The organism is uncultured Ruegeria sp., assembly GCF_947489545.1.
Taxonomy (GTDB): Bacteria; Pseudomonadota; Alphaproteobacteria; order Rhodobacterales; family Rhodobacteraceae; genus Ruegeria.
The window spans coordinates 196,369-219,236 of the sequence record NZ_CANLDZ010000003.1 but is presented as its reverse complement, the minus strand read 5'-3'; the positions used below and the strand labels follow the sequence as shown (position 1 = coordinate 219,236).

Here is a 22,868-nt window from a genome sequence, read left to right as displayed (position 1 = left end):
GTTGACCCGATTTGGGGCAATCTTTAGCCAAAATCCATTTAACTGACATACATATGCCTTGTTAACGAGTAGCATGGAACGACCAGTCTAGAGTGAGTGGTATGTTAAACCGGTGATCCGGGGTTTGCGCCCTGCGAAATCCGATAAGTGTTTGGTTACGAGTCTGCCGTTCCGACCCCAAATCGGAACGGCAATTCGCTTAAAGCCCCTTATTCTTCCTGATGCCCAAACCGAGAAAAACCGACGCACGCGCTTTCAGATTGCTCGATTTCCAACGTTGCGTGCCCTATGGCAAAACGGTCCATCAAGCTCTGCCGTACATCGGCGCGTATGCCATCAGCTCTCGACATAGCGCCTGCGTCAATGACCAGATGAGCGGTCAAGGCGGGTTGCCGCTCTTGCATGCTCCACAGGTGAACATGGTGCACTTCGCGAACACCTTGTGTGGCTTCAATGGCCGCGGCGACCTCTTCTGGGTCCAAATCAGGGGGCGCGCCCAGCATTAACACACGGATGGTTTCTCCAATCTCGGATTTGACGTGCCACAAGATGTAGATCGAGATCATGATCGTGACTGCCGGGTCCACCCAGGTCCAGTTGAACAGAATAACCGCCGCCCCCGCGATAATAACGGCAATCGAGCCCAGTGCGTCGGCGAGGTTGTGCAGAAAGGCCGCGCGGATATTCATGCTTTCCTTAGCCATGGAATACGTCAGCGCCGCGGTAATCAGGTCGACAACAAGGGCCAGTGTCGCGACCCAAACCACCATCCAACCATTGATGGTTTCAGGTTCAAAAAACCGCATGACGCCTTCATAGAACAGGTAAACCGACAAAACGACCAAGGTGGTGTAGTTCACAAGCGCGGCGACCACCTCTGCCCGGCCATAGCCAAAGCTCATCCGGGCATCAGCCGGTCGCCGGGCAATCTTGCGCGCGAAAAACGCAATGATCAGCGCCACGGCGTCTGAAAAATTATGCAAGGCGTCCGCAATAAGCGAGAGAGATCCCGAAAAAATGCCGCCGACAACTTGCGCAACCGTCAACAGCATATTGACCCCGATCGCCCAGGCCACACGCGCATCGCCCGCGTTTGGGTCCACGTGACCATGTGAATGCCCATGGTGGGAATGTTGATGTGCCATATCGTTTTGTGTCCCTTGTTTCGGCTACACACCGCATGTAATACCTCTAGTCACTAGAGGTTCAAGGGGGTTGGGAAAAATGCATTCAATCGGGGACTTATCGCGACTAACCGGTGTGAAGGTACCCACCATCCGCTTTTATGAAAGCAAGGGTCTACTGCCGGAACCGGGTCGCACGACCGGCAATCAACGCCGATACGATGCTGCAGCCTTAAAGCGATTACATTTCATTCGTCATGGCCGAGATCTTGGACTACCTCTGGCCGATGTGCAGGCCTTGCTGTCACTGGAAGGGGCCAAGGGGCCCGATCTGAACCGGGCCCATGAAATCGCCAAGCGACAGTTGGCGGATGTACGGGACCGGATCGCGCGGCTGCGTGGTCTGGAGTTGGAATTGGCCCACATTACCAAAGCATGCGATGGGCATCACGATCACGTTTGCGCGGTGCTGCAAGCGTTTACGGATTGTGGTCCGCGCTGTGCAAACCCAGGCGCGGACCCAGATTGATCAAGGCAGCACGGCTTTGATCTTGTCGGCATGTGCGCCGATCACATCGAAGTCGCCCATCTTCCCCGGCGGGCGCATGGCAATGCCTTCGTGGCGAGGAAGCACGTGGAAATGCAGGTGAAACACCTCCTGCCCTCCGGCCGCTTCGTTGAACTGCTGAATTGTGACACCATCCGCGTCAAAGGCCTGCTTCACGGCATGCGCCATCTTTTGGACAATTGCAATGACGGTTGAGAGTTGTTCCGGCGTGGCATCCAGCACGTTGCGACACGCGGTCTTGGGGATCACCAACAAATGCCCGTCTGTACGTGGCATGATATCCATGAATGCCAGAGTATCCTCATCCTCATACACCCGCATCGACGGGATTTCTTCGCGCAGGATTTTGGCAAAGATGTTTTCTGGGTCGTAACTCATGTCGCACCTTCCGTGTTGTCCACGCGCCCGTTTTTGCGGCCCATCTAGCAAAGGTCAAGGGATCAAGACAAATCCCTCGATTTCTCAACACCCAAATTCAGAATCGACAAGACTTGCAAGGTTCTGGATGGCAAGCTGAAGCGGGATAGAAACCGGATGGAACATGATGGCAGACCTGATCCTGCGCGGAATGGCAATTGGCGTGATCGCAATCAACATCGCCGTCTTAATGCTGCACCAGCGACCACATGGGGCCCTGTCTGTTGTCGCGCTGGGTTTGTGCACAGGTTGCTACTTGCTGGTTTCGGCACCGGCAGAGCTGCCGGGTCTTTTGCGGGGGGCACTCGTTATCGGGGCCACACTGACGCCGATGGCTCTGGCTTGGATGGCGACCATCCAACTTACCGATGAGCCATCACAACGCAGGCCTGTTTTGATATTGGCCGCCCTTACGGTTGTGACAGCTATGCTTGTACCAGTATTGCCGGTCTTCGCGCCGATCCGGGGCGGGTTGGCAATCGCGCTGTACCTGGGGCTGATCGTCTTGGCATTGGCAACAGACAGCGATGATCTGGTTACCCAGCGTCGCAGGTTCAGGCGCGGGTTTCTGGCCGCAATGGGCGCGTTGGGTCTGATCGTTTCCATTGTCGAGGTGAGCGGGCTGGATGCGAATTTACCCATCTGGGTGTATCCCCTGCAGGCCAGCGCCATTCTGGTGCTTGTACTTTTGTTTAGTATCTGGGCGCTCGAACCTGCCTGGGTTCCGCCCACGGATCGCATCCGGCTTAAACCAAGACCGGATCTTGTCGAACGAATTGAACAATCCATGCGTCGCGGCATCTGGCAGCGCGAAGGCCTGACCATCGGCGCCTTTTCAGAAGAGCTTGGCGTGCCCGAACATCAACTGCGTGCCACAATCAACAGCCAAATGGGGCACCGCAACTTTTCGACGTTCATCAATACCGCCCGCATCAAAGCAGCCAAAACCCTTTTGGATGACCCGCAACACGAACGAACGACGATACTTGAGATCGCGCATGAGGTTGGTTTTGCGTCCCTTGGACCATTCAACAAAGCCTTCCGTTCCCAGACCGGAACAAACCCGCGCGACTATCGCAATCGGGACTGATCGATTCCGAAAAATACCGGTTCATTCCGCAAATTTCGCGTTGATTTCAGCATCGACGAGACCTGCCCACCGCATCCAAGCATCTTGACCGCATCTCAACACATGACGGAGCTTGGAGATGAGTGAGTTTTCCCTGATCGATGCAATCATCGGTACACTGACCCATGATACATTGCGTTACGCGCTGGGGGCCGGCGGCACCTTTTTGGTCGTAAACACGATGCTGGCCCGCCGCCTGCAAGATCGCAAGATACGTGACCGAACGCCGGGATGGTCCCAAATCAAGCGAGAGGTGCTGACCAGCGCGCGGACAGTTTTGATTTTTGCCGCAACCGGCATCCTGATCGGCCTCGGCCATTCCAGCGGTCTTGTCCCAATCTATGACAAGGTCTCAGACTTTGGCTGGACCTACCTGATCGCTTCGCTTGTGTTGATCATAGTGGCCCATGATGCGTGGTTTTACTGGACCCATCGTCTGCTGCATACAAGGCGCCTTTTCAGACTGGCCCACCGCACGCATCATCAGTCGCACAATCCAACGCCGTTCACATCTTATTCGTTCGACATAACAGAAGCTGTCCTTAACGCATTGTTCCTACCTATTTTTGTCCTTTTGGTGCCCATGCATACAATCGTCCTGCTTGTCTTCTTGTTTCACATGATGTTGCGCAATGCGCTTGGCCATTGCGGGTACGAGGTTTTTCCCGCTGACCGAAACGGAAAACCCTTGTTCGATTGGATGACGAGTGTCACGCATCACGACCTCCACCACAGCCACGGGCGCTATAACATGGGTCTGTACTTCACTTGGTGGGACAGGCTCATGGGAACCGAACATCCTGATTATCGCAAGGAATTCGCACGCGTCGCGCGTCGGGTCGGCTTTCAATCCGCCGGTTGGTTAAGGATAGTCACGGTTTCGGGCCTGCTGTTTCTGGCCGGCAAGGAAGCACGTGCGGAACTGTCGGGCCTCTACTCTGCCCCCTATCTTGGCGCTGTCGTTCGGTTTGAACCCTGCCCTGGCGATCCCCCCTCAACATGCGGTCGCGTCCTTTGGGGGTGGGAAACCGCAAGTTGGCGGCACATGAGACCAGGAGAGTTCATGATCACAGGCCTACGCCCAGGCGCAAATGGTTGGGGGCAAGGACGGTTATTGCACCCTGAAACCGGGCTGTCTTTTCGCGGCTCCGCAACCAAGCTTCCAGATGGACGGTTACGCCTTAAGGGATGCGCCGGGCCGATCTGCGCGACACAGAATTGGGTACCGCTGGATCACCTGAGGAACACCCTTTCTGACCTGGAGTAAGGCGGCATATAGCGCACCCTTTTCAAGAGGGTGCGGCTATTTATCTTGATCTATATCAAACTCGACCATTGAAGGTGCCCTCTTCGCAATCTAAAACCAGCAGGAAACCCGCGTGTCAGAGAGGTCTGTCTGCGCGGTGCAGTTGCAACAGGAGGCACCTAATGGCAGACGCAGCCATTCATGGTCACGAGCATGAAGACAATCGCAGCTTTTTTACGCGCTGGTTCATGTCGACCAACCACAAAGATATCGGGATTCTGTACCTGATCTTCTCGGCGCTTGCCGGGTTTATCTCGGTGGCGATGACCATCTATATGCGGCTCGAACTGATGCATCCGGGCGTGCAGTACATGTGTTTGGAAGGCTTCATGGCCGACCCGTGTACCCCCAACGGACACCTGTGGAACGTCATGATCACCTATCACGGTGTTCTGATGATGTTCTTCGTAGTAATCCCTGCCCTGTTCGGTGGATTTGGCAACTATTTCATGCCGTTACAGATCGGTGCGCCAGATATGGCGTTTCCGCGGATGAACAACCTGTCCTTCTGGCTGTACGTTGCCGGTACATCGCTGGGTATCGCATCGCTTCTTGCGCCCGGTGGCAATGATCAGGCCGGATCAGGCGTTGGCTGGGTTCTTTACCCGCCGCTGTCTACGACCGAAGGCGGCATGTCCATGGACCTTGCGATTTTCGCCGTGCACGTATCGGGCGCCTCCTCGATCCTCGGCGCGATCAACATGATCACCACCTTCCTGAACATGCGTGCCCCGGGCATGACCCTGTTCAAGGTGCCATTGTTCAGCTGGTCGATCTTCGTCACCTCTTGGCTGATTCTGCTGTCCCTTCCGGTTCTGGCGGGCGCGATCACCATGTTGCTGATGGACCGCAATTTTGGCTTTACCTTCTTTGATCCTGCTGGTGGCGGCGATCCGATTCTGTATCAGCACATCCTTTGGTTCTTTGGCCACCCGGAAGTGTACATCGTGATCCTGCCCGGTTTCGGCATTATCAGCCACGTAATTGCGACCTTCTCGCGCAAGCCGATCTTCGGGTACCTGCCGATGGTCTGGGCGATTATCGCGATCGGCGTTCTGGGCTTCGTCGTGTGGGCGCACCACATGTACACCGTTGGCTTGTCGCTGCGTCAGCAGGCTTACTTTATGCTCGCCACGATGGTCATTGCCGTACCGACAGGGGTTAAGGTCTTCTCATGGATTGCGACCATGTGGGGTGGCTCGATCGAGTTCAAGACGCCGATGCTGTTCGCCTTCGGCTTCCTCTTCCTGTTCACCGTTGGTGGTGTGACTGGAGTGGTTCTGTCGCAGGCCGGTATCGACCGTGCCTATCACGACACCTACTACGTCGTTGCGCACTTCCACTATGTGATGAGCTTGGGTGCCGTCTTCGCGATCTTCGCTGGCGTCTACTTCTACTTCTCGAAGATGACGGGTCGTCAGTACTCGGAGTTCTGGGGCAAGGTTCACTTCTGGCTGTTCTTCATCGGCGCGAACCTGACCTTCTTCCCGCAGCACTTCCTGGGCCGTCAGGGCATGCCGCGCCGTTATATCGACTACCCTGAGGCCTTCGCTCAGTGGAACTTTGTCTCGTCGATTGGTGCATTCGTGTCCTTCGCCTCGTTCCTGCTGTTCTTCGGCATTGTGTTCTACGCCCTGTTCCGGGGCGCTAAAGAAACACGACCAAACCCGTGGAACGAATACGCAGATACGCTGGAATGGACCCTGCCCACCCCACCGCCCGAACACACGTTCGAGCAGCTGCCCAAGCAGGAAGACTGGGACAAAGGCCACGCGCACTGATCCCTGCATTCTGAGCTGAATTCTACAAAGCCCCGCGTTTCGCAGGGCTTTGTGTTTTTAATTCCCCAGTATCGAATTTGCTCACCGTCACGCGTGGACTCGTCAGAGAACAAATCGCTAGTATCCCCAAAACGCCCTTTCCCCCGACCAGCACTAAGCAAAGATCCACATCACATGATTCTCCACGACGGCATCTCGCTCCGGCAAATGGTCAAAGGGTCCTTTGGCTTTATCTGTATCGTTCTGACCTGGATCTTCCTGCTTGAGCTGGTGGATGCGATCACCCCGATAGACTTGATCTCCAATTCCAGCCCTCCGGTCACGATATTGGGGCTAGCGGTGGCGTTCTTTCTGGGCTTCAAGAATACCTCAGCCTATGCCCGCTGGGTCGAAGCGCGCAAGATTTGGGGCGATCTGGTCAATACCAGCCGGGATTGGGGCAATGTGATTACCAACCTTGTCCAGCTTGACGGCACCCCGATTGATCCGGAAATACGTCGTGAGTTGCTTGAGCGTCACATAGCATGGTTGAACATGCTGGCATATCAGTTGCGTCAGCCTTCTTCGAACGGGCGGACGCGCAGACCATGGATGTTTGGACACAAACCAGCCTCGGACAAGATTGCGCTGCACCAGGATCCTGAAAGCTGGCGCAAAAGCCAGCTTGCGCAAGATTTGCCCAGGCTAAAAGGAAAGTCCAACCGCGCCGCATACCTGCTGTTTCTACAGGGTGAGCGGCTTTCGGCGCTGGCGCAAACGCACAGTATCGATCCGTATTGGCATGTGGCGCTGATGAACAGGCTAACGCGGCTCACAGATGCGCAGGGTCAGAGTGAGCGTATCAAGAATACCCCGTTCCCCAGACAGGTTGCCGAGGTCGGGCGAGTCTTCAGCTATATCTTCATCTTCTTGCTGCCACTGGCGTTCAACGACGAACGTTCGATCACTATTGGGTTGGATATACCGATGCTGCAATCGGTGTTTCTGGACTGGATGATCTTCGCCCCGATCGGCGCGCTGGTGTGCTGGATATTCTTCGTGACGGAACGGGTCAGCGCGTCGATGGAAGACCCGTTTGAAGGTGATGCCACCGATGTCCCGATCTCGGCGATCAGCCGCATGATCGAGATCGACTTACGTCAGATGACCGGCGTTGGAACGGCACCTAACCCTTTGGCTCCAATTGACAAAACCCTTATCTGAGGCGTATCGTCTTCCCGCCACGACGCGCAAAGATCGAAAAATGTGGCCGTTTGATGTATCCTGATCGCAGAGCCCCTGCAATAGGAGCGGTACAATGCCCGAAATTGACTTTTGGTTTTCAATTGGCAGCACCTACAGCTTTCTGACGGTCATGCGCTTGGATGATTGGTGCGCCGAAAACGATGCGACGGTTGTTTGGCGGCCCTTCAACGTGCGCACCGTCATGTCGGAACAACAGAACATTCCCTTTGCGGGAAAGCCGGTTAAGTCGGCCTATATGTGGCGCGACATCGAACGGCGCGCAGCCAAGTACCGCATCCATGCCAATCTGCCAGCGCCCTACCCAATCTCGGATTTAGCACTGGCCAATCAAGTGGCCTTGTTGGGGATGAAAGACGGGTGGGGAAAGCTGTTCACTCAGAATCTGTATCGCATCTGGTTCGAGGAAGGTATTGAGGCGGGCAGTGAATCGGCCCTGTCCGAGGCGCTACTGCGCTGTCAGCAGGATCCGCGTCTTGCCCTTGCCCGCGCGCGCAGCCCTGATACGGTCTCCGCCCTTGAGGCCGAGACAGATCAGGCCACCCGGCTTGGGGTGTTTGGCGCACCCAGCCTTGTTGTACGCGGAGAGGTGTTCTGGGGCGATGACCGGTTGGATGATGCACTGTCCTGGGTGCGCGTTGGTCACGTCATCTGATCATTAACCGTCGACACCCGACCATAGTGCGTTATTTTTTTTACTATGCCTTATCGATGGAATCAAACATCGGAAACCGAACAAGAACTGCGCCTCTGGCCGCATAACTCTCTGCCACCGCGCGGGGCCATGATCGTTATTTTGTCGGTATTCCTGTTTGGTCTTATTCCGCTGCTGGCAATGTTGGGTTCGGTGATTTTGTGGGGATTACTACCGTTTCTGCTGCTCACCGTTTTAGGACTGTGGCTGGCCATACAGACAAACTATCGTGCCCGCAGTGCGTTCGAGGTGCTAACCTTAAACGGATCTCAGGCGAAGCTGGTTCATCACACGCCGGGCCAAGGTGATCAGGAATGGTCGTGCAATCGCTACTGGGCACGCCCAGAAATGCATGTAAAAGGCGGGCCGGTCCCGCATTACGTCACATTGATCGGAGATGGTCGCGAGGTCGAGATTGGTGCATTCCTGTCCGAAGATGAACGCATCACACTCTATGACGACCTCGTCGAGAAACTGCGCAATCCAGCCGCGCAGTAGCCCATTTATGTGTGCAATTTGCTCAGCAGCCACCGTTCGACGCAGCGCAAAGATGATCCTTGACCATCGGTCCGACCTTGCCGAAATCCATTTGCCCAGTGTAGCGGGTCTTTAGCTCGCCCATCACCTTGCCCATGTCGCGGATCGAACCCGCACCGGTTGCAGTAATGGCGGTTTGAATGGCGTCGCTGACCTCATCTTCATCAAGCTGCTTGGGCAGAAATTCTTCGATAATGCCAACTTCGCGCAACTCACGCTCGGCCAGGTCCAAACGCCCACCTTCTTCGTAGGCCCGCGCGCTTTCCTTGCGTTGCTTGGTCATTTTTCCAAGGATTTCAAGAACCTCAGAGTCGCCGCATCCTTTGGCCTCTTCACTACCGGATCCGCGCGTGGCGATATCCCGGTCTTTAATTGCCGCGTTGATCAGCCTCAGCGTCGACAAACGCTCAGCTGCTTTATCTTTCATTGCTTGCTTAAGGGCGGTATTCACCCTCGATCGCATATCCATCTGGTTTGTCCATCCCCATGGCAACGGAACCACGAACATATCGAAATAAAAAGAGCGATACAACAGCCTTCAGGTACAGTTAAGTTATTGAATTTAAACAATAGCCGAAAAATTGAACAGACTTGACCCAGCGGCCTAACCCCCTTAGGTATGCGCCGATTTACCCTGCAGGAGAGTCGTGCCATGGCCCAGAACGTCCAGTCCAAGCCCACCGCATGTCTGGCATTGGCCGACGGAACTCTGTTTTACGGTATCGGCTTTGGGTCAACCGGCCAAACTGTGGCCGAGCTGTGCTTTAATACAGCGATGACCGGGTATCAGGAGATCATGACAGACCCCTCATACGCGGGACAAATCGTGACATTCACCTTCCCACATATCGGCAATGTCGGCGTGAACCCGGAAGATGATGAAACCGGCGATCCGGTTGCAGCTGGCATGGTGGTCAAATGGGACCCAACCGAGCCGTCGAACTGGCGTTCGGCAGAGGAGTTAAAAGGGTGGCTGGCCCGTCGTGGCCGTATCGCCATCGGTGGCATCGATACAAGGCGCCTGACCCGTGCGATCCGTCAGCAAGGCGCGCCGCATGTCGCACTGTCACATGACCCCAACGGCAACTTCGACATTGAAGCTCTGATCGCCGCTGCGCGCGGATTTGCCGGGCTGGAAGGCATGGATCTCGCCAAAGACGTCACGTGCGCGCAAAGCTATCGCTGGGACGAAATGCGTTGGGCATGGCCTGATGGGTATCCGCAGCAGGAAAACCCGGTCCACAAGGTCGTTGCGGTCGACTACGGTGCAAAACGGAACATCCTGCGCTGCTTGGCCTCTGCCGGTTGCGATGTCACGGTCTTGCCCGCGACAGCAACGGCTGCAGAGGTTCTGGCGCACGAGCCAGATGGCGTGTTTCTGTCCAACGGTCCCGGTGACCCCGCCGCAACCGGTGAATACGCTGTACCGATGATCAAAGAAATCCTGGATACGACTGACCTGCCCGTGTTCGGAATCTGCCTTGGCCATCAAATGCTGGCACTGGCGCTTGGCGGTCAGACCGTCAAAATGAATCACGGTCACCATGGCGCAAATCACCCGGTCAAAGATCTGGACACAGGCAAGGTCGAGATCACATCGATGAACCATGGCTTTGCTGTTGACGCTCAGACCCTACCTTCTGGGGTCGTTGAAACCCATCGCTCGTTGTTTGACGGGTCGAATTGCGGAATCCGCATGACTGATCGTCCGGTTTACTCGGTGCAATATCATCCGGAGGCTTCACCCGGACCACAAGATAGCTTTTACCTGTTCGAACGCTTTGCAGCTGCAATGACGGACAGCAAAGAAAAGGCTTAGCTTCCAATTCGTCCAGTGTTAACTGGGTGTTAACCTAGATTTCACAACCTTGGCCGCAGGTAACTGCGTCAGGGTTGTTTGATGGTCGAGCTAAATCTCCATAATTTCACCGCTGCCGAACCAGGCCCTGCAGAAGGCCTGCGCAAACCGCTTGGGTCTTGCTTGGTGGAACAAGGTGCAATCACCCTGTCGCAGCTGGATCTCGCCCTTCGTCTGCAAGACCAGCAAAAAGCACCATTGGGTGAAATCCTGGTGGGCGAGGGCTGGATCACCCGACACGACGTGTTGAACGCCTTGGCGTTACAATCCGGTTGGCAAATTGCAAATCTTGATGAAATTCCGCCGATGCCGGAACTATGCCACCTGAAGCCGGTCAATTTCTGGTTGGCGCACAACGTAATCCCATGGATGCGCATCGGTCCCCTGCTCTTGGTCGCAACAGCGCGGCCTGACCGCTTCGTTACAGTTTCAAAGGAAATGCAGGATTGCGGTTACGCCGTCATCCCTGTTCTGGCTGCCCCAGATCAGATTGATCATACAATCGGACGCCAGTTTTCAAAACCACTCGTTCAGGCCGCGGAAACGCGGGTAGACGAAGCGCAAAGCTGCCGCACCTGGACCGCCGGATCGCGCATGCGCCCTGCTGCAGCAATCGTCGCTGCTTTGACTCTTTTGACCGCAGTGCCTCAAGTCAGCCTCGCAGTTTTGCTCTTTTTGACGATCAGCACACTGATCCTGTTTTCCGCCCTGCGAATTTCGGGTGCTGTAGCATATGTTCTTCATCAGCTTGCTCGCAAACCTGATCGATCAGAAATCGCCACCGTTCCTCTCCGCCATCCCTGTGTGTCGATCATGGTGCCTTTGTATAAGGAACGAGAGATTGTCGACGCACTGGTCTGCAGGCTCCAACGACTGACATACCCCAAAGCTCTGCTGGACGTTGTTCTGGTTCTTGAGGAAAAGGATGACGTCACGCGCGAGACACTGGCAAAGGCAGACTTACCCAGCTGGATCCGCACGATAGAAGTGCCCGAATTCAACGGGCTGACAACAAAGCCCCGTGCAATGAACTATGCGTTGGACTTTTGCAGGGGTGACATTTTGGGCGTCTGGGACGCCGAGGATGCGCCCCAACCGGACCAAATCGAACGAGTGGTCAATCACTTCACTCAAGCCGCCCCCGACGTTGTGTGCCTGCAGGGTGGTCTGGACTATTACAATCCACGCACCAACTGGCGTTCACGTTGCTTTTCAATCGAATACAACAGCTGGTTCCGGGTTGTCCTGCCGGGAATTGCCCGCCTGGGACTTGTCGTTCCGTTGGGCGGAACCACATTTTTCTTCCGTCGTGACAAGCTGTTAGAGCTCGGCGGATGGGACGCCCACAACGTCACCGAAGATGCAGATTTGGGCGTAAGGCTCTGCCGTGCGGGCTATCGAACGGAAATGGTCGATACTACGACGTTTGAAGAGGCAAACTTTCGCGCCTGGCCATGGGTGAAGCAACGCTCCCGCTGGCTCAAGGGATTTATGGTCACCTACCTCGTGCATATGCGGGATCCGCTGCAACTGTACAAAGATCTTGGGCTGCGCAAGTTCATGGGTATTCAGGCTTTTTTCCTGGGAACTATCGGTCAATTCCTTCTGGCTCCGGTGCTGTGGGTGTTTTGGTTAACCGCGCTGGGGCTGTACAACCCAATGGTGCAGGTCATCTCTCATGAGGTGCTGACATCACTCGTTTGGATGTTTCTGGCAGCCGAAGGTTTGAATATGGCCGTCAGCGCCCTCGCCGTTTCTGCCCCAGAGCGCCGGTTTTTGTTGCCGTTTGTTCCAACGATGTGTCTGTATTTCCCTCTGGGCATAATCGCAGCCTACAAAGCCCTGTGGGAGCTGGCAGTCAAACCCTTCTATTGGGACAAGACCCAACATGGTCAGGCCGACGAAGATCTGCCATTGGCCTGAGGATCAGCTTTCGCGCCGGACGGCGTCTTGCTTCAGGCGAGTCATGAACGCGATGGAAATGTGTTCTTTCAAAGCGCGATCTGCAGCCTCTTCATCGCGGGCGGTAATTGCCTCGACGATGCCCTTATGTTCACTCTGCGCAATTTCTCCGCGGCCCTGAACCGCCAATGACGTGGTTGCCATAAGGGCCATGGTGCGATGCACCAAATTCAGCTGTTGAACCAGATAGCGGTTATGTGACGCCAGGTGGATTTGTTCGTGGAACCTGCGGTTGGCGCGCGACAAAGCCGACGGATCATCCACCAACGCATCATCTGCCGCAACCATATCCTGCAACACCTTGATCTCTTCTTCGGTGGCGTGCTTGGCCGCAAGACGCGCAGCAAGTCCCTCCAACTCGCGGCGCACGATGTACAACTCGGCCATTTGGTTGTGATCAAGAGAGGCGACAATCAGCGACCGCCCGTCCCTTTCTAGCAGCGACTGAGTTTCCAACCGCTGCAACGCCTCACGGATAGGCGTTCGGGATACGCCGAACCGTTCTGCCAACTCGCTTTCGACCAGACGGTCACCGGGTCGATAGACACCCACATCGATCGCTTCGAGTATCAGGGTATAGGCGTCCTTGTTAGAGGTTCGTGTCTGGCTCATGGGGTGCATCGTCTCCTCGTTCGGACATGTCTATCCGTCACATGGCCCCGCAATCAAGAGCAGCATTGAAAACCGCGACGCTGCGCCCTAAACCCCACTCATGGTCAAACCTGCCTTTACTCACGTCACCCAATGGGTGTTCGATCTCGACAACACGCTTTACCCGCCGCACATGCGCCTGTTCGATCAGATCGAGGTGCTTATGACCGACTATGTGGTTCAGGCCATCGGCGTGGATCGCGCAGAAGCGGACCGGTTGCGATCTCACTACTGGCGTGAATACGGCACCACGCTTGCTGGGCTGATGGCCGAGCATGATCTGGACCCCGACCCTTACCTGCATGCAGTGCATCAGGTCGACATGAGCCATATGACACCGGACACTGCGCTGGCAGACCATATCCGCTCACTGCCCGGCAGGTGCATCGTCTACACCAACGGCAGTGCGCCATATGCAGAAAAGGTATTGGAGGCGCGAGGCTTGTCGGGTTTGTTTGACGCGATCTATGGCGTCGAACATGCCGGCTACCGTCCAAAGCCCGAGGAAGCGGCCTTTGAGACGATCTTCGCGAAAGATGGAATCAAAGCTGATACAGCTGCGATGTTCGAAGATGAACCCCGGAACCTGGCGGCTCCTCACAAAATGGGTATGCGCACAGTTCACGTCGCACCAGACCCGCACGAAGCGGATCACATTCATCATCACACGGATGACCTGACAGCGTTCTTGGCCCGCCTGCGATAGGCTGTCACACTGCGACGATCTGCACGTTCTGCGGCTACATTGGCATCCCTATATGCCCTTGAGCGACGAACAGAACGGAGACCCCCATGAGCGCGATCGAGATGCCTCGGCACCTGCCGATGTGGCAGCGTATGTTGTATTCAATCCCCCTGTTTGGCTGGATGGCCCGTGACGTGGCCGATGGCGAACCCGAGGATCTGGGATATACGGCCGCAGCGATTTTTAGCATGTGGGGCTGTTCCGCGCTGGTGTTTGGATTGCCTGGACTGTACTTGCCAGCGGTGGCAATGACGCCAGTGATGTTTCTGATCCTCATCCTGATTTCACTGGGCTGAGAAACGGGACAGGATGTCGCTTGGCGCATGTGACGGAACCGCATTAGGGTCTGTCCAGAACGGAGAATGGCGCCATGACCGACAGCTGTGACATCCTGATTTCTGGCGGTGGTATTGCCGGCCTGACTGCTGCCGCGGCCTTTGGATCGGCTGGGTTCGACGTGATCTGTGTTGATCCAACACCGCCTGTCACGGAACGGGATGCGGATGGGTCCGACCTGCGGACCACGGCATTCCTGCAACCTGCACATAGCTTGCTGGAACAATGCGGATTGTGGGGTCGGTTGGACGCTGATGCTGCGCCGCTTCAGATCATGCGGATCGTCGATGCGGGCGGGGACGTGCCCGAGCCGCGCGTTGTTCGCGATTTCAATGCCTCCGACGTGTCCGATCAGCCCTTTGGTTGGAACCTGCCCAACTGGCTGTTGCGCCGTGAAATGGTGGCCCGCCTGTCCGAGTTGCCCAATGTCGACTTTCGCCCTGGCACGGGCACCGTCAACCTGTTCACCCGCATCGCTGAAGCACGTGTGGGTCTAAGCGATGGCAGTCGCATCCGCTGCAAATTGGTCATCGCTGCAGACGGGCGCGCGTCACCAATGCGCGAGGCTGCCGGGATCCAGGTCAAGACCATACGTTATGGTCAGAAAGCGCTGGCCTTTGCGGTCACGCACCCAATTGCGCACGAAAACGTCTCGACCGAGATCCACCGTTCCGGCGGGCCCTTCACCTTGGTGCCCCTACCCGACTGGAGGGGTCAGCCGTCTTCAGCAATCGTTTGGATGGAACGCGGCCCGCGCGCACTTGAGCTGTTGAACCTGGGCTCTGACGCCTTCGAGACCGCGATGACCGAACGATCATGCGGGTTGTTCGGGCCTTTGAAACTGGCCTCGCGTCGTACCATATGGCCGATCATCAGCCAGTCTGCGGAATACCTGTCGGGCGAGCGCATTGCGCTGATGGCCGAGGCTGCCCATGTCGTGCCACCCATAGGCGCGCAGGGTTTGAACATGTCCCTAGGCGACCTGCGCTGCTTGTTGGAATTGGCACAGGCCCGTCCCGATGGGCTTGGGGACGCGGATATGCTTGAGGCTTACCACAAAGCCCGTCACGCCGAGATCGAACTGCGCGTCAAAGGTATCGACTTGCTGAACCGCGCCTCGATGATTGAGGCGCGTCCGCTGCGCGATGCGCGCGCCATGGGGCTGAACGCGCTTTATTCGCTGCCACCGGTACGCAAGACGCTGATGCAGATGGGGCTTGGCGTCCGCTAAGCCCCAATTGGTTTCAAAGCACCTGATCCAGCACCCGCTTCAAGCGGCCAATGGTGCCATCCACATCATAAAGCTTGTCCAAGCCGAAAAGACCCAAGCGGAAAGTGCTGAAACCTGCGGGTTCGTCACACTGCAGCGGCACACCTGCAGCAATCTGCATGCCCAATGCAGCAAATTTCTTGCCGTTTTGAACCTCGGGGTCCGACGTATAGCTGACAACCACGCCGGGCGCGCCGAACCCATCGGCAGCCACGGACATGATGCCTTTGTCCTTCAGCATCCCTCTTACACCATTGCCCAAGGCCCACTGGGATTCGCGCAGTTTTTCGAACCCATAGTCTCGTGTTTCAATCATGGTATCCCGAAACTCTGTCAACGCGTCGGTTGGCATCGTGGCATGATAGGCATGCCCGCCATTCTCATAGGCCTGCATGATCTGACGCCACTTCTTCAGATCGATGGCAAAACTATCGGAACTGGTTTGTTCAAGCCGCGCCTCAGCCCGGTCTGACAACATGACCAGACCAGCACAGGGCGATGCGCTCCACCCCTTTTGTGGTGCCGAGATCAAAACATCCACACCGGTTGTCTTCATATCGATCCAAGCGCATCCCGATGCGATGCAATCCAGAACCATCAGCGCCCCGACCTCATGCGCCGCTGATGCCATGGCAGTAACGTAGTCGTCAGGAAGGATCACTCCAGCCGATGTTTCAACATGGGGCGCAAACACGACATCGGGTCGTTGGTCAAGTATCGTTGCCACCACCTCGTCGATGGGTGCAGGCGCAAACGGGGATGGGCTGGAATTGCCGACCTCCCGCGCTTTCAGAACGGTGGCCGATGCGGTCAGCTCACCGCTCTCGATGATCTGGCTCCAGCGGTAGGAAAACCAACCGTTGCGAACCACCAAAACATTAGCGCCGCGGGCAAATTGACGGGCCACCGCCTCCATTCCATAGGTCCCGCCACCGGGAATTACGGCAACCCCATTAGCATTGTAGACCTGTTTCAACAGGTCCGAGATGTCCCGCATGACGGTCTGAAACTTCGCGGACATATGATTCAGCGAGCGATCGGTGAAAACGACGGAGAATTCCTCGAGACCATCGGGATCAACAGTGTTCAGCAAAGCGGGCATGAAACATCCTTTCATCAGGGTTACGGGAGTTTTGGCGTCTTTGATCCTGATGGTAAAGCCCAAACCCGACAGAAAGGTGACCCAAGGTTACCCACGAATTCATAGTAAAAGTGCCTTATACAGGGCTGATATCACTCAAAATGACGCCAAATAGTGTCACCTTCCCCTTTACACTTTTACTTGCTTCTGACCAGATGAACACACTTAATACTTGAAGGGATATCTTTGCCCGTGGCGGAACAAAAGCGCGTCAGTTTCCAGGTCGTTCGTGATGAAGTAAAGCGCCGGATCGAAAGCCGAATCTGGCCGCAAGGTGCGCTTTTGCCGACCGAGGCACATCTGGCCGAGGAGTTTAACTGCGCCCGCGCGACCGTAAACCGAGCCCTTCGGGAACTCGCTGATGAAGGCTTTGTTGAACGTAAGCGTAAGAGCGGGACCCGTGTCAAAAAGGAACCCAGCAAGCAGGTCAAACTGGAACTGTCATTGGCGCGGCAAGTGATTGAGAACCAGAACGCAAGCTATCGCTATGCTCTGGTCGAACGGAATGTGGTGCTCAGCCCCGGCTGGCTTTCATCGCAACTTTGCGTTTCTCCGGACGCCCGTGTTCTTCATGTCATTTGCATGCACTACGCAGACAATCGTCCATTTCAGCTGGAGGAGCGCTGGATCAACATCAATGCCGTCCCCGAGGTGGAGCATGCAGATCTGAGCGCACACGGACCGCATGAATGGCTGCTGAATGCAGCCCCCTTTACAGAGGCCGAGATCGCCTTTTGCGCGGTGTCTGCGGACTTAAGGTTAGCAGAATTCATGGGAACGACGGCTGGAACATCGATGATCCAGATGGAACGGACCACGCGCAAGGACGACAATCCAATAACCTTTGCCCGCGTGACCCATCATCCGGGCTATTACATCAGAACCAAATACTGACCTCGATTATCCTATTGGTCCCGGTAGCCGTTCTTCGCTGAGAAGAACATTAGCCTCGACGTCGCCAGCACCCGGCAGCGTCATGATCCGGCGCCGCAAAACCCGCTCGAAGTCAGAAATGTCTCTCGCCACAACACGCAGGCGATAGTCGTATAGCCCCAGAACATGCTCAACCGTCTGTACCTCGGGGATGGCGCTGACGGCCCGTTCAAAGTCTTCCAAACTGACCTGCCCTTTACGGGCGAGCTTGACGCCCAAAAAGACTGTCACGCCGAACCCAAGCGCCTCGGCATTCAGTCGCAGGCACCGACCTTTGATCACGCCCGCCTCTTCCAACCGCCGGATGCGCCGCCAGGTTGCCGGTTGCGACAGCCCAAATTTTCGGCCCAACGCACCCGCACTTTGGGTGGCGTCCTGCGCTAATGCGCGCAAGATCTTTCGGTCGATCTCGTCAAGGTCAATCATATCGGCAGTGCCTCATCGCGTTTCACCCGTGCGATGTGCATCAGCGCCTCGATATCCGCGATATGTGGCAGGGTCAGAATCAGGTCGCGATAGACCTGCTGATAATGAGACATATCCCGGGCAAGTACAGAAAGGCGCACATCTACGCGGCCCAGAAAAGTCTGAATCTCGATCACCTCTGCCACCTCACGGGCTGCCGTGTTAAAGTCATCAAACGCGCGCGCCTGTGTCTTATCCAACGTCACCCGCAACGACACTTCGACCGCATAACCAAGCACTGACCAGTCGATCACAGCCTCTTGCCCCTGGATGATGCCCGCCGCCTGCATCTTTTCGACGCGCCGCCAGCATACACCCTGACTGATCCTGCAACGCTCGGCGAGTTCTGCCGTCGTCAGGGTAGGCTCAGATTGGTAATGGCGCAGGATCCGGCGATCGACGTCATCAAGCATGATTTCTCCACATATCGAACAAATAGAGAATTAATCTTCATCTTTTTTCCAAATACTCGATTCACAACCTATCGCCAATACCAAAACCTCAGGATAAAAGCACGGCAATCGAAACTGAAAGGACCAGCGACATGCGCGTCTATTACGATCGCGATTGCGACATCAACCTGATCAAAGACAAAAAAGTGGCCATTCTGGGTTATGGCAGCCAAGGCCATGCCCACGCGCTCAACCTGCGCGACTCGGGTGCCAAAAACCTCGTCGTCGCTCTCCGCGAAGGCTCTGCGTCGGCCAAAAAAGCCGAAGCCGAGGGTCTTCAGGTTATGGATATTGCCGAAGCAGCGGCCTGGTGTGACGTCATCATGTTCACCATGCCCGACGAATTGCAGGCTGAAACCTACAAGAAATACGTGCATGACAACATCAAGCCGGGTGCGGCGATCGCATTCGCCCACGGCCTGAACGTGCATTTCGGTCTGATCGAGCCGAAAGAAGGCGTCGACGTCATCATGATGGCTCCCAAAGGGCCCGGCCACACTGTACGCGGTGAATATGTCAAAGGCGGCGGCGTACCCTGCCTGGTTGCCGTCGATAACGACGCAACCGGAAAAGCGCTGGAAATCGGCCTGTCCTATTGCTCGGCCATCGGTGGCGGTCGTTCGGGCATCATCGAAACCAACTTCCGCGAAGAATGCGAAACCGACCTGTTCGGCGAACAGGCCGTTCTGTGTGGTGGTCTGGTTGAACTGATCCGCTGCGGTTTCGAAACACTTGTCGAAGCGGGCTACGCGCCTGAGATGGCCTATTTCGAGTGCCTGCACGAAGTGAAGCTGATTGTCGACCTGATCTATGAAGGCGGTATTGCCAACATGGACTACTCGATCTCGAACACCGCAGAATACGGCCAGTACGTCACCGGTCCGCGTATCCTGCAATACGACGAGACAAAAGCTCGCATGAAAGCCGTTCTGAACGACATTCAGCAGGGTAAGTTCGTGCGTGACTTCATGCTGGAAAACGCCGTTGGTCAGCCGACCATCAAAGCGTCGCGTCGCGCCAATGACGAGCACATGATCGAGGAAACTGGCGCTAAACTGCGCGCCATGATGCCCTGGATCTCGGCCGGTAAAATGGTCGACAAAGAAAAGAACTAAGTCTGGCCTATGTCAGCGAAAAAGCGGCCCAAGTGGCCGCTTTTTTATTTACTGACTGCGTTCACAAAGCAATGACCCAACACGTGATCCCATCCCGTATCGTAACCACCGCGCTTTTCGGGTGCTTCATCAGCCCAAACCTCCCAGCCGGAATGCGTCAGGGTGACCTTGCTCCGCGCTGGGCCATGGCTTTCAAAGGTCACCTCTACCCGTGTCGCGCGATCTTTATTCGTACCGGGGTGCCAACTGAGCGCGAGTCGACGACCGGCCTCAAAGACAAGAACCTCGCCCCAATCGGCCCGTGTTCCATCGAACATCGTCTCATACACTGCTCCGCCCACGTGTGGTTCAATCGTGACAGCAAGCGCCGGTTTTCCTTTGGAGGCTGACACGGCATGGCCGTCCAACGGCCACCATTTTGCGATCCGGTTAACGAAAACATCAAATGCCTGTTCCGGTGCCGCATTCACAGTCACTCTCTTAACAATAGGATCGGTCACGAGCCCCGCCCTCCTTGGTTTACTTCCGCTGCAAAATTTTCAAGAACGTCAGACCAATATCGCTCTAGCCAGTCGCGCATTTCGGCAAGCCCCTCGGGCCGTGCCGCATATATCCGACGAGTTCCCTCGGCACGGCAAACGACAAGCCCCGCATCCGAAAGTACTTTTAGATGCTGCGATACTGCCGGGCGGCTGACAGGCAATTCAGCGGCCAAAGCCCCCACCGCGCGCGGCTGACTGGCAACCGCCTCAAACACCTGTCGCCGGGTCGAGTCTCCCAGAGCTGAAAAAGCATCACCGTAAGTCATTACTTACCGTAAGTGATTGCTTACGCAAAATCAAGACCGCCCCGTGACACTTGTTGAATCGCAGGTTAAGGGGATGGAATGGTTCAACAACCCGATTACCGCGATTGGAGCGGCGTCATATCCCTTGGCCTGATTTGGGGCGGTACGTTCATGGTTGTTGCCATGGCGCTGGACGGGTACGGGCCGGTCACAGTTGCGACGGCACGCACGACGTTGGGCGCAGTGACATTGTTGATCCTGATGGCAGCAACAGGGCGCCGACTTCCTGCCCCAAGCCCTGCGCTTTGGGGATCGACAATTGTCATTGGTGTACTCTCCACCGCCCTGCCTTTCCTATTGCTAAGCTGGGGACAACAATATGTAGCTTCGGCCTTCGCCGGTCTTTCTATGGCAGCAATCCCGTTGATGGTCTTGCCGTTGGCCCATTTGTTCTCTGACGAACCGATGAACGCACGTCGGTTGTTTGGCGTCACCCTAGGGTTCTCGGGTGCACTGATCCTGATCGGTCCGGGGTTGGCTCAAATCGGTCAAGGGGCTGAACCGTTGGCCCAACTGGCCTGTATTGGCGCCGCGCTCTGTTACTCGGTGGCGTCTATCTTTACCCGCCGCTGCCCGCCGATCGATCCGGTGACACTGGCGGCGCTGACATTGGTGGTCGGAGCGGTAATCCTGCTGCCGATCATGCTCATATCCGAAGGCATACCGCGCTGGGAAGGCACCCGACCCGGCCTTGCCATCGTGGGTCTGGGACTTGTTCCGACAGCTTTTGCCACGCTGCTGCGCGTATCGATTATCCGCAGTGCCGGTTCCGTTTTCCTGACATTGGTGAACTATCAGGTGCCGATCTGGTCGATGATCTTTGGCGCATGGATACTGTCCGAGGCCCTACCCTTGCGGTTCTACATTGCCTTGTCGATGATCCTGACCGGATTGGCCATTAGCCAATGGTTCAGCCTGAAAAAACTACTAACCCGGCGTTAGCCCGCTACAGCCTCGACCTCGGCCACAATAGTGTCAACGACCTGTGTCAGCAAAACATCGTCTTCACATTCAGCCATGACACGGATCAAAGGTTCTGTGCCCGATTTACGTATCAGCAAACGGCCCTGCCCGTTCAGACGCGCCTCGGCATCGGCAATTGCCGCCTGAACGTTCTGAGCGTCCAGCGGAACCTGGCCTGATTGGTAGCGCACATTCTTCAGAAGCTGCGGCACCGTCTCGAATTGTTTGGATAGATCAGACGCTTTGCGACCGGACAGAACCATCTCGGCCAGGAAATGCAACCCGGCCATCAGGCCGTCGCCGGTCGTAGCATAGTCGCTCATCACGATATGCCCGGACTGTTCTCCACCCAGGTTGAAGCCGCCTTCGCGCATTCGCTCAACCACGTACCGGTCGCCAACGGCCGTTCGTTCAAGGCGCAGACCTTCAGCCGAAAGATGCCGCTCCAAACCCAGGTTCGACATGACGGTCGCCACCAAAGCGTCGCCCTTCAATTGTTCGGATTTTTTCCAAGCCGTGGCCAGCAGCGCCATCAGTTGATCGCCGTCTGCCACCTGCCCGGTCTCGTCGATCACAACAACCCTGTCCGCGTCCCCATCCAGGCAGATGCCCACATCCGCGCCATGGGCCACCACGGTTTCAGCAGCCAGTTGCGGCTTGGTCGAACCACAATTCAGATTGATATTCTTGCCATTGGGGGCGATGCCCACTGGGATAACCTCGGCACCCAACTCCCACAAAACCTCTGGCGCGGTGCGGTGTGCGGCGCCATTGGCGCAATCGATAACCACCTTCAACCCGTCCAGACGCACATTGCGCGGCAGCGAAGACTTGACGCGTTCGCCATAACGGAACCGCGCATCATCGACGCGTCGAGCCCGCCCGATATTTTGGGCCTGCGCGGGTTTGACCCCTTCTTCGATCAGATTCTCGATTTCAATCTCGGCCTGGTCGGACAGTTTGAACCCATCAGGGCCAAAAAACTTGATTCCGTTATCTTCTGCCGGGTTATGGCTGGCCGAAATCATCACCCCAAGGTCTGCCCGCATCGACTGGGTCATCAGACCAACCGCGGGTGTTGGTACCGGCCCCAACAGCAGCACGTTCATACCGGTCGAGGTCAGGCCAGCCGTCAATGCGCTTTCCAGCATGTAACCCGACAAGCGCGTGTCCTTACCGATCACCACGCGGTGCACGCCCGTCGCATCACGGCGAAAATAGCGGCCCACAGCGGCACCGATGCGCAAGGCCATTTCTGCCGTCATCGGGTGGGTGTTGGCGGTGCCCCGCACCCCGTCGGTTCCGAACAGCTTGCGCATACCTGTCACTCCG

25 protein-coding genes are annotated in these 22,868 nt (G+C 56.3%); 15 read left to right on the top strand and 10 right to left on the bottom strand.

Translation table 11 applies throughout. The features are described from left to right. Nucleotides 1-209: 209 nt before the first annotated feature. Nucleotides 210-1,145: a cation diffusion facilitator family transporter gene (locus Q1B13_RS06015; RefSeq protein WP_299078363.1), complete on the bottom strand. Its 936-nt coding sequence runs from the start codon at nucleotides 1,143-1,145 to the stop codon at nucleotides 210-212. A 79-nt stretch (nucleotides 1,146-1,224) separates the two neighbouring features. On the opposite strand from Q1B13_RS06015, the gene Q1B13_RS06010 reads away from it, so the two are divergent. Then, nucleotides 1,225-1,653, top strand: a complete 429-nt coding sequence (locus tag Q1B13_RS06010) for a helix-turn-helix domain-containing protein (RefSeq protein ID WP_299078361.1) — start codon at nucleotides 1,225-1,227, stop codon at nucleotides 1,651-1,653. On the opposite strand, the gene Q1B13_RS06005 is transcribed toward Q1B13_RS06010, so the two are convergent. After that, a complete protein-coding gene (locus Q1B13_RS06005; RefSeq protein WP_299078358.1) occupies nucleotides 1,654-2,070 on the bottom strand; it encodes an HIT family protein in 417 nt (138 codons plus the stop codon). It lies immediately after the preceding gene. Between the two features lie 163 nt (nucleotides 2,071-2,233). Between Q1B13_RS06005 and Q1B13_RS06000 the strand changes: the two genes are divergently transcribed. From Q1B13_RS06000 to Q1B13_RS05975, 6 genes are all read left to right on the top strand, one after another. Next, complete coding sequence (locus tag Q1B13_RS06000; protein ID WP_299799733.1) at nucleotides 2,234-3,199, top strand: helix-turn-helix transcriptional regulator; 966 nt, start codon at nucleotides 2,234-2,236, stop codon at nucleotides 3,197-3,199. Nucleotides 3,200-3,317: 118 nt separating this feature from the next. Further along, nucleotides 3,318-4,505, top strand: a complete 1,188-nt coding sequence (locus Q1B13_RS05995; protein ID WP_299078354.1) for a sterol desaturase family protein — start codon at nucleotides 3,318-3,320, stop codon at nucleotides 4,503-4,505. A 161-nt stretch (nucleotides 4,506-4,666) separates the two neighbouring features. Continuing rightward, nucleotides 4,667-6,325, top strand: coding sequence for a cytochrome c oxidase subunit I (gene ctaD / locus Q1B13_RS05990; RefSeq protein ID WP_298932538.1), 1,659 nt, complete (start codon nucleotides 4,667-4,669; stop codon nucleotides 6,323-6,325). A 174-nt stretch (nucleotides 6,326-6,499) separates the two neighbouring features. After that, a complete protein-coding gene (locus Q1B13_RS05985) occupies nucleotides 6,500-7,528 on the top strand; it encodes a bestrophin family protein (protein ID WP_299078351.1) in 1,029 nt (342 codons plus the stop codon). Nucleotides 7,529-7,622: 94 nt separating this feature from the next. After that, on the top strand, nucleotides 7,623-8,222 hold the full coding sequence (locus tag Q1B13_RS05980; RefSeq protein WP_298932541.1) for a 2-hydroxychromene-2-carboxylate isomerase: 600 nt from the start codon (nucleotides 7,623-7,625) through the stop codon (nucleotides 8,220-8,222). A 45-nt stretch (nucleotides 8,223-8,267) separates the two neighbouring features. Continuing rightward, a complete protein-coding gene (locus tag Q1B13_RS05975) occupies nucleotides 8,268-8,759 on the top strand; it encodes a DUF2244 domain-containing protein (RefSeq protein WP_299078348.1) in 492 nt (163 codons plus the stop codon). A 22-nt stretch (nucleotides 8,760-8,781) separates the two neighbouring features. Here Q1B13_RS05975 and Q1B13_RS05970 read toward each other — a convergent pair whose 3' ends face one another. Then, a complete protein-coding gene (locus Q1B13_RS05970; RefSeq protein ID WP_299078346.1) occupies nucleotides 8,782-9,267 on the bottom strand; it encodes a GatB/YqeY domain-containing protein in 486 nt (161 codons plus the stop codon). Nucleotides 9,268-9,450: 183 nt separating this feature from the next. Here Q1B13_RS05970 and carA point away from each other — a divergent pair, with 183 nt between their 5' ends. Further along, complete coding sequence (carA, locus tag Q1B13_RS05965; protein ID WP_298932547.1) at nucleotides 9,451-10,617, top strand: glutamine-hydrolyzing carbamoyl-phosphate synthase small subunit; 1,167 nt, start codon at nucleotides 9,451-9,453, stop codon at nucleotides 10,615-10,617. Nucleotides 10,618-10,698: 81 nt separating this feature from the next. Beyond that, on the top strand, nucleotides 10,699-12,579 hold the full coding sequence (locus Q1B13_RS05960) for a glycosyltransferase (RefSeq protein ID WP_299078344.1): 1,881 nt from the start codon (nucleotides 10,699-10,701) through the stop codon (nucleotides 12,577-12,579). A gap of 3 nt (nucleotides 12,580-12,582) precedes the next feature. Here Q1B13_RS05960 and Q1B13_RS05955 read toward each other — a convergent pair whose 3' ends face one another. Beyond that, nucleotides 12,583-13,230, bottom strand: a complete 648-nt coding sequence (locus Q1B13_RS05955) for a GntR family transcriptional regulator (RefSeq protein ID WP_298932551.1) — start codon at nucleotides 13,228-13,230, stop codon at nucleotides 12,583-12,585. 100 nt (nucleotides 13,231-13,330) lie between these two features. Here Q1B13_RS05955 and Q1B13_RS05950 point away from each other — a divergent pair, with 100 nt between their 5' ends. The 3 genes from Q1B13_RS05950 (at nucleotide 13,331) to Q1B13_RS05940 (ending at nucleotide 15,581) form a co-directional block, all read left to right on the top strand. Beyond that, nucleotides 13,331-13,975 carry a pyrimidine 5'-nucleotidase gene (locus Q1B13_RS05950; RefSeq protein ID WP_299078341.1) on the top strand — a complete coding sequence of 215 codons (645 nt, stop codon included), beginning with the start codon at nucleotides 13,331-13,333 and terminating at the stop codon, nucleotides 13,973-13,975. An 86-nt stretch (nucleotides 13,976-14,061) separates the two neighbouring features. After that, complete coding sequence (locus tag Q1B13_RS05945; RefSeq protein WP_299078338.1) at nucleotides 14,062-14,310, top strand: hypothetical protein; 249 nt, start codon at nucleotides 14,062-14,064, stop codon at nucleotides 14,308-14,310. Nucleotides 14,311-14,384: 74 nt separating this feature from the next. Continuing rightward, the gene (locus Q1B13_RS05940; RefSeq protein WP_299078337.1) at nucleotides 14,385-15,581 is read left to right on the top strand and encodes a UbiH/UbiF family hydroxylase; all 1,197 of its coding nucleotides are present in this window, start codon (nucleotides 14,385-14,387) and stop codon (nucleotides 15,579-15,581) included. Nucleotides 15,582-15,594: 13 nt separating this feature from the next. Here Q1B13_RS05940 and Q1B13_RS05935 read toward each other — a convergent pair whose 3' ends face one another. After that, the gene (locus tag Q1B13_RS05935) at nucleotides 15,595-16,722 is read right to left on the bottom strand and encodes an aminotransferase class V-fold PLP-dependent enzyme (RefSeq protein WP_299078334.1); all 1,128 of its coding nucleotides are present in this window, start codon (nucleotides 16,720-16,722) and stop codon (nucleotides 15,595-15,597) included. Between the two features lie 231 nt (nucleotides 16,723-16,953). Between Q1B13_RS05935 and Q1B13_RS05930 the strand changes: the two genes are divergently transcribed. Continuing rightward, nucleotides 16,954-17,655: a GntR family transcriptional regulator gene (locus Q1B13_RS05930; protein WP_298932559.1), complete on the top strand. Its 702-nt coding sequence runs from the start codon at nucleotides 16,954-16,956 to the stop codon at nucleotides 17,653-17,655. A 6-nt stretch (nucleotides 17,656-17,661) separates the two neighbouring features. Here the strand turns inward: Q1B13_RS05930 and Q1B13_RS05925 are convergent, their stop codons facing one another. Together Q1B13_RS05925 and Q1B13_RS05920 are read right to left on the bottom strand one after the other, a co-directional pair. Next, nucleotides 17,662-18,120 carry an Lrp/AsnC family transcriptional regulator gene (locus tag Q1B13_RS05925; RefSeq protein ID WP_299078331.1) on the bottom strand — a complete coding sequence of 153 codons (459 nt, stop codon included), beginning with the start codon at nucleotides 18,118-18,120 and terminating at the stop codon, nucleotides 17,662-17,664. Continuing rightward, nucleotides 18,117-18,572 carry an Lrp/AsnC family transcriptional regulator gene (locus Q1B13_RS05920; protein ID WP_299078328.1) on the bottom strand — a complete coding sequence of 152 codons (456 nt, stop codon included), beginning with the start codon at nucleotides 18,570-18,572 and terminating at the stop codon, nucleotides 18,117-18,119. Before Q1B13_RS05920 ends, Q1B13_RS05925 begins: the two co-directional genes overlap by 4 nt. Nucleotides 18,573-18,703: 131 nt before the next feature. Between Q1B13_RS05920 and ilvC the strand changes: the two genes are divergently transcribed. Further along, a complete protein-coding gene (gene ilvC, locus Q1B13_RS05915) occupies nucleotides 18,704-19,726 on the top strand; it encodes a ketol-acid reductoisomerase (protein WP_299078326.1) in 1,023 nt (340 codons plus the stop codon). 44 nt (nucleotides 19,727-19,770) lie between these two features. On the opposite strand, the gene Q1B13_RS05910 is transcribed toward ilvC, so the two are convergent. Together Q1B13_RS05910 and Q1B13_RS05905 are read right to left on the bottom strand one after the other, a co-directional pair. Beyond that, complete coding sequence (locus Q1B13_RS05910; protein WP_299078323.1) at nucleotides 19,771-20,226, bottom strand: hypothetical protein; 456 nt, start codon at nucleotides 20,224-20,226, stop codon at nucleotides 19,771-19,773. Continuing rightward, the gene (locus Q1B13_RS05905) at nucleotides 20,223-20,534 is read right to left on the bottom strand and encodes a helix-turn-helix transcriptional regulator (RefSeq protein WP_299078320.1); all 312 of its coding nucleotides are present in this window, start codon (nucleotides 20,532-20,534) and stop codon (nucleotides 20,223-20,225) included. The genes Q1B13_RS05910 and Q1B13_RS05905 overlap by 4 nt, the downstream gene beginning before the upstream one ends. Nucleotides 20,535-20,612: 78 nt before the next feature. On the opposite strand from Q1B13_RS05905, the gene Q1B13_RS05900 reads away from it, so the two are divergent. Next, nucleotides 20,613-21,515, top strand: coding sequence for a DMT family transporter (locus Q1B13_RS05900; protein ID WP_299078317.1), 903 nt, complete (start codon nucleotides 20,613-20,615; stop codon nucleotides 21,513-21,515). On the opposite strand, the gene glmM is transcribed toward Q1B13_RS05900, so the two are convergent. Further along, entirely contained in the window at nucleotides 21,512-22,855 is a 1,344-nt protein-coding gene (glmM, locus tag Q1B13_RS05895) for a phosphoglucosamine mutase (RefSeq protein ID WP_299078314.1), read from the bottom strand. The two genes, Q1B13_RS05900 and glmM, sit on opposite strands and share 4 nt — an antisense overlap. Nucleotides 22,856-22,868: the final 13 nt, after the last annotated feature.

Bases quoted from the DNA above. Each gene is read 5' to 3' on its own strand.
- Q1B13_RS06010 (WP_299078361.1), top strand. From the start codon at position 1,225: ATGCATTCAATCGGGGACTTATCGCGACTAACCGGTGTGAAGGTACCC.
- Q1B13_RS05960 (WP_299078344.1), top strand. From the start codon at position 10,699: ATGGTCGAGCTAAATCTCCATAATTTCACCGCTGCCGAACCAGGCCCT.
- Q1B13_RS05955 (WP_298932551.1), bottom strand. From the start codon at position 13,230: ATGAGCCAGACACGAACCTCTAACAAGGACGCCTATACCCTGATACTC.
- Q1B13_RS05985 (WP_299078351.1), top strand. From the start codon at position 6,500: ATGATTCTCCACGACGGCATCTCGCTCCGGCAAATGGTCAAAGGGTCC.
- Q1B13_RS05925 (WP_299078331.1), bottom strand. From the start codon at position 18,120: ATGATTGACCTTGACGAGATCGACCGAAAGATCTTGCGCGCATTAGCG.
- Q1B13_RS05945 (WP_299078338.1), top strand. From the start codon at position 14,062: ATGAGCGCGATCGAGATGCCTCGGCACCTGCCGATGTGGCAGCGTATG.
- Q1B13_RS05905 (WP_299078320.1), bottom strand. From the start codon at position 20,534: ATGACTTACGGTGATGCTTTTTCAGCTCTGGGAGACTCGACCCGGCGA.
- Q1B13_RS05940 (WP_299078337.1), top strand. From the start codon at position 14,385: ATGACCGACAGCTGTGACATCCTGATTTCTGGCGGTGGTATTGCCGGC.
- Q1B13_RS05900 (WP_299078317.1), top strand. From the start codon at position 20,613: ATGGTTCAACAACCCGATTACCGCGATTGGAGCGGCGTCATATCCCTT.
- Q1B13_RS05935 (WP_299078334.1), bottom strand. From the start codon at position 16,722: ATGCCCGCTTTGCTGAACACTGTTGATCCCGATGGTCTCGAGGAATTC.
- Q1B13_RS05995 (WP_299078354.1), top strand. From the start codon at position 3,318: ATGAGTGAGTTTTCCCTGATCGATGCAATCATCGGTACACTGACCCAT.
- Q1B13_RS05950 (WP_299078341.1), top strand. From the start codon at position 13,331: ATGGTCAAACCTGCCTTTACTCACGTCACCCAATGGGTGTTCGATCTC.
- ilvC (WP_299078326.1), top strand. From the start codon at position 18,704: ATGCGCGTCTATTACGATCGCGATTGCGACATCAACCTGATCAAAGAC.
- Q1B13_RS05980 (WP_298932541.1), top strand. From the start codon at position 7,623: ATGCCCGAAATTGACTTTTGGTTTTCAATTGGCAGCACCTACAGCTTT.
- glmM (WP_299078314.1), bottom strand. From the start codon at position 22,855: ATGCGCAAGCTGTTCGGAACCGACGGGGTGCGGGGCACCGCCAACACC.
- Q1B13_RS06000 (WP_299799733.1), top strand. From the start codon at position 2,234: ATGATGGCAGACCTGATCCTGCGCGGAATGGCAATTGGCGTGATCGCA.
- Q1B13_RS06015 (WP_299078363.1), bottom strand. From the start codon at position 1,145: ATGGCACATCAACATTCCCACCATGGGCATTCACATGGTCACGTGGAC.
- carA (WP_298932547.1), top strand. From the start codon at position 9,451: ATGGCCCAGAACGTCCAGTCCAAGCCCACCGCATGTCTGGCATTGGCC.
- Q1B13_RS06005 (WP_299078358.1), bottom strand. From the start codon at position 2,070: ATGAGTTACGACCCAGAAAACATCTTTGCCAAAATCCTGCGCGAAGAA.
- Q1B13_RS05975 (WP_299078348.1), top strand. From the start codon at position 8,268: ATGCCTTATCGATGGAATCAAACATCGGAAACCGAACAAGAACTGCGC.
- ctaD (WP_298932538.1), top strand. From the start codon at position 4,667: ATGGCAGACGCAGCCATTCATGGTCACGAGCATGAAGACAATCGCAGC.
- Q1B13_RS05920 (WP_299078328.1), bottom strand. From the start codon at position 18,572: ATGCTTGATGACGTCGATCGCCGGATCCTGCGCCATTACCAATCTGAG.
- Q1B13_RS05970 (WP_299078346.1), bottom strand. From the start codon at position 9,267: ATGGATATGCGATCGAGGGTGAATACCGCCCTTAAGCAAGCAATGAAA.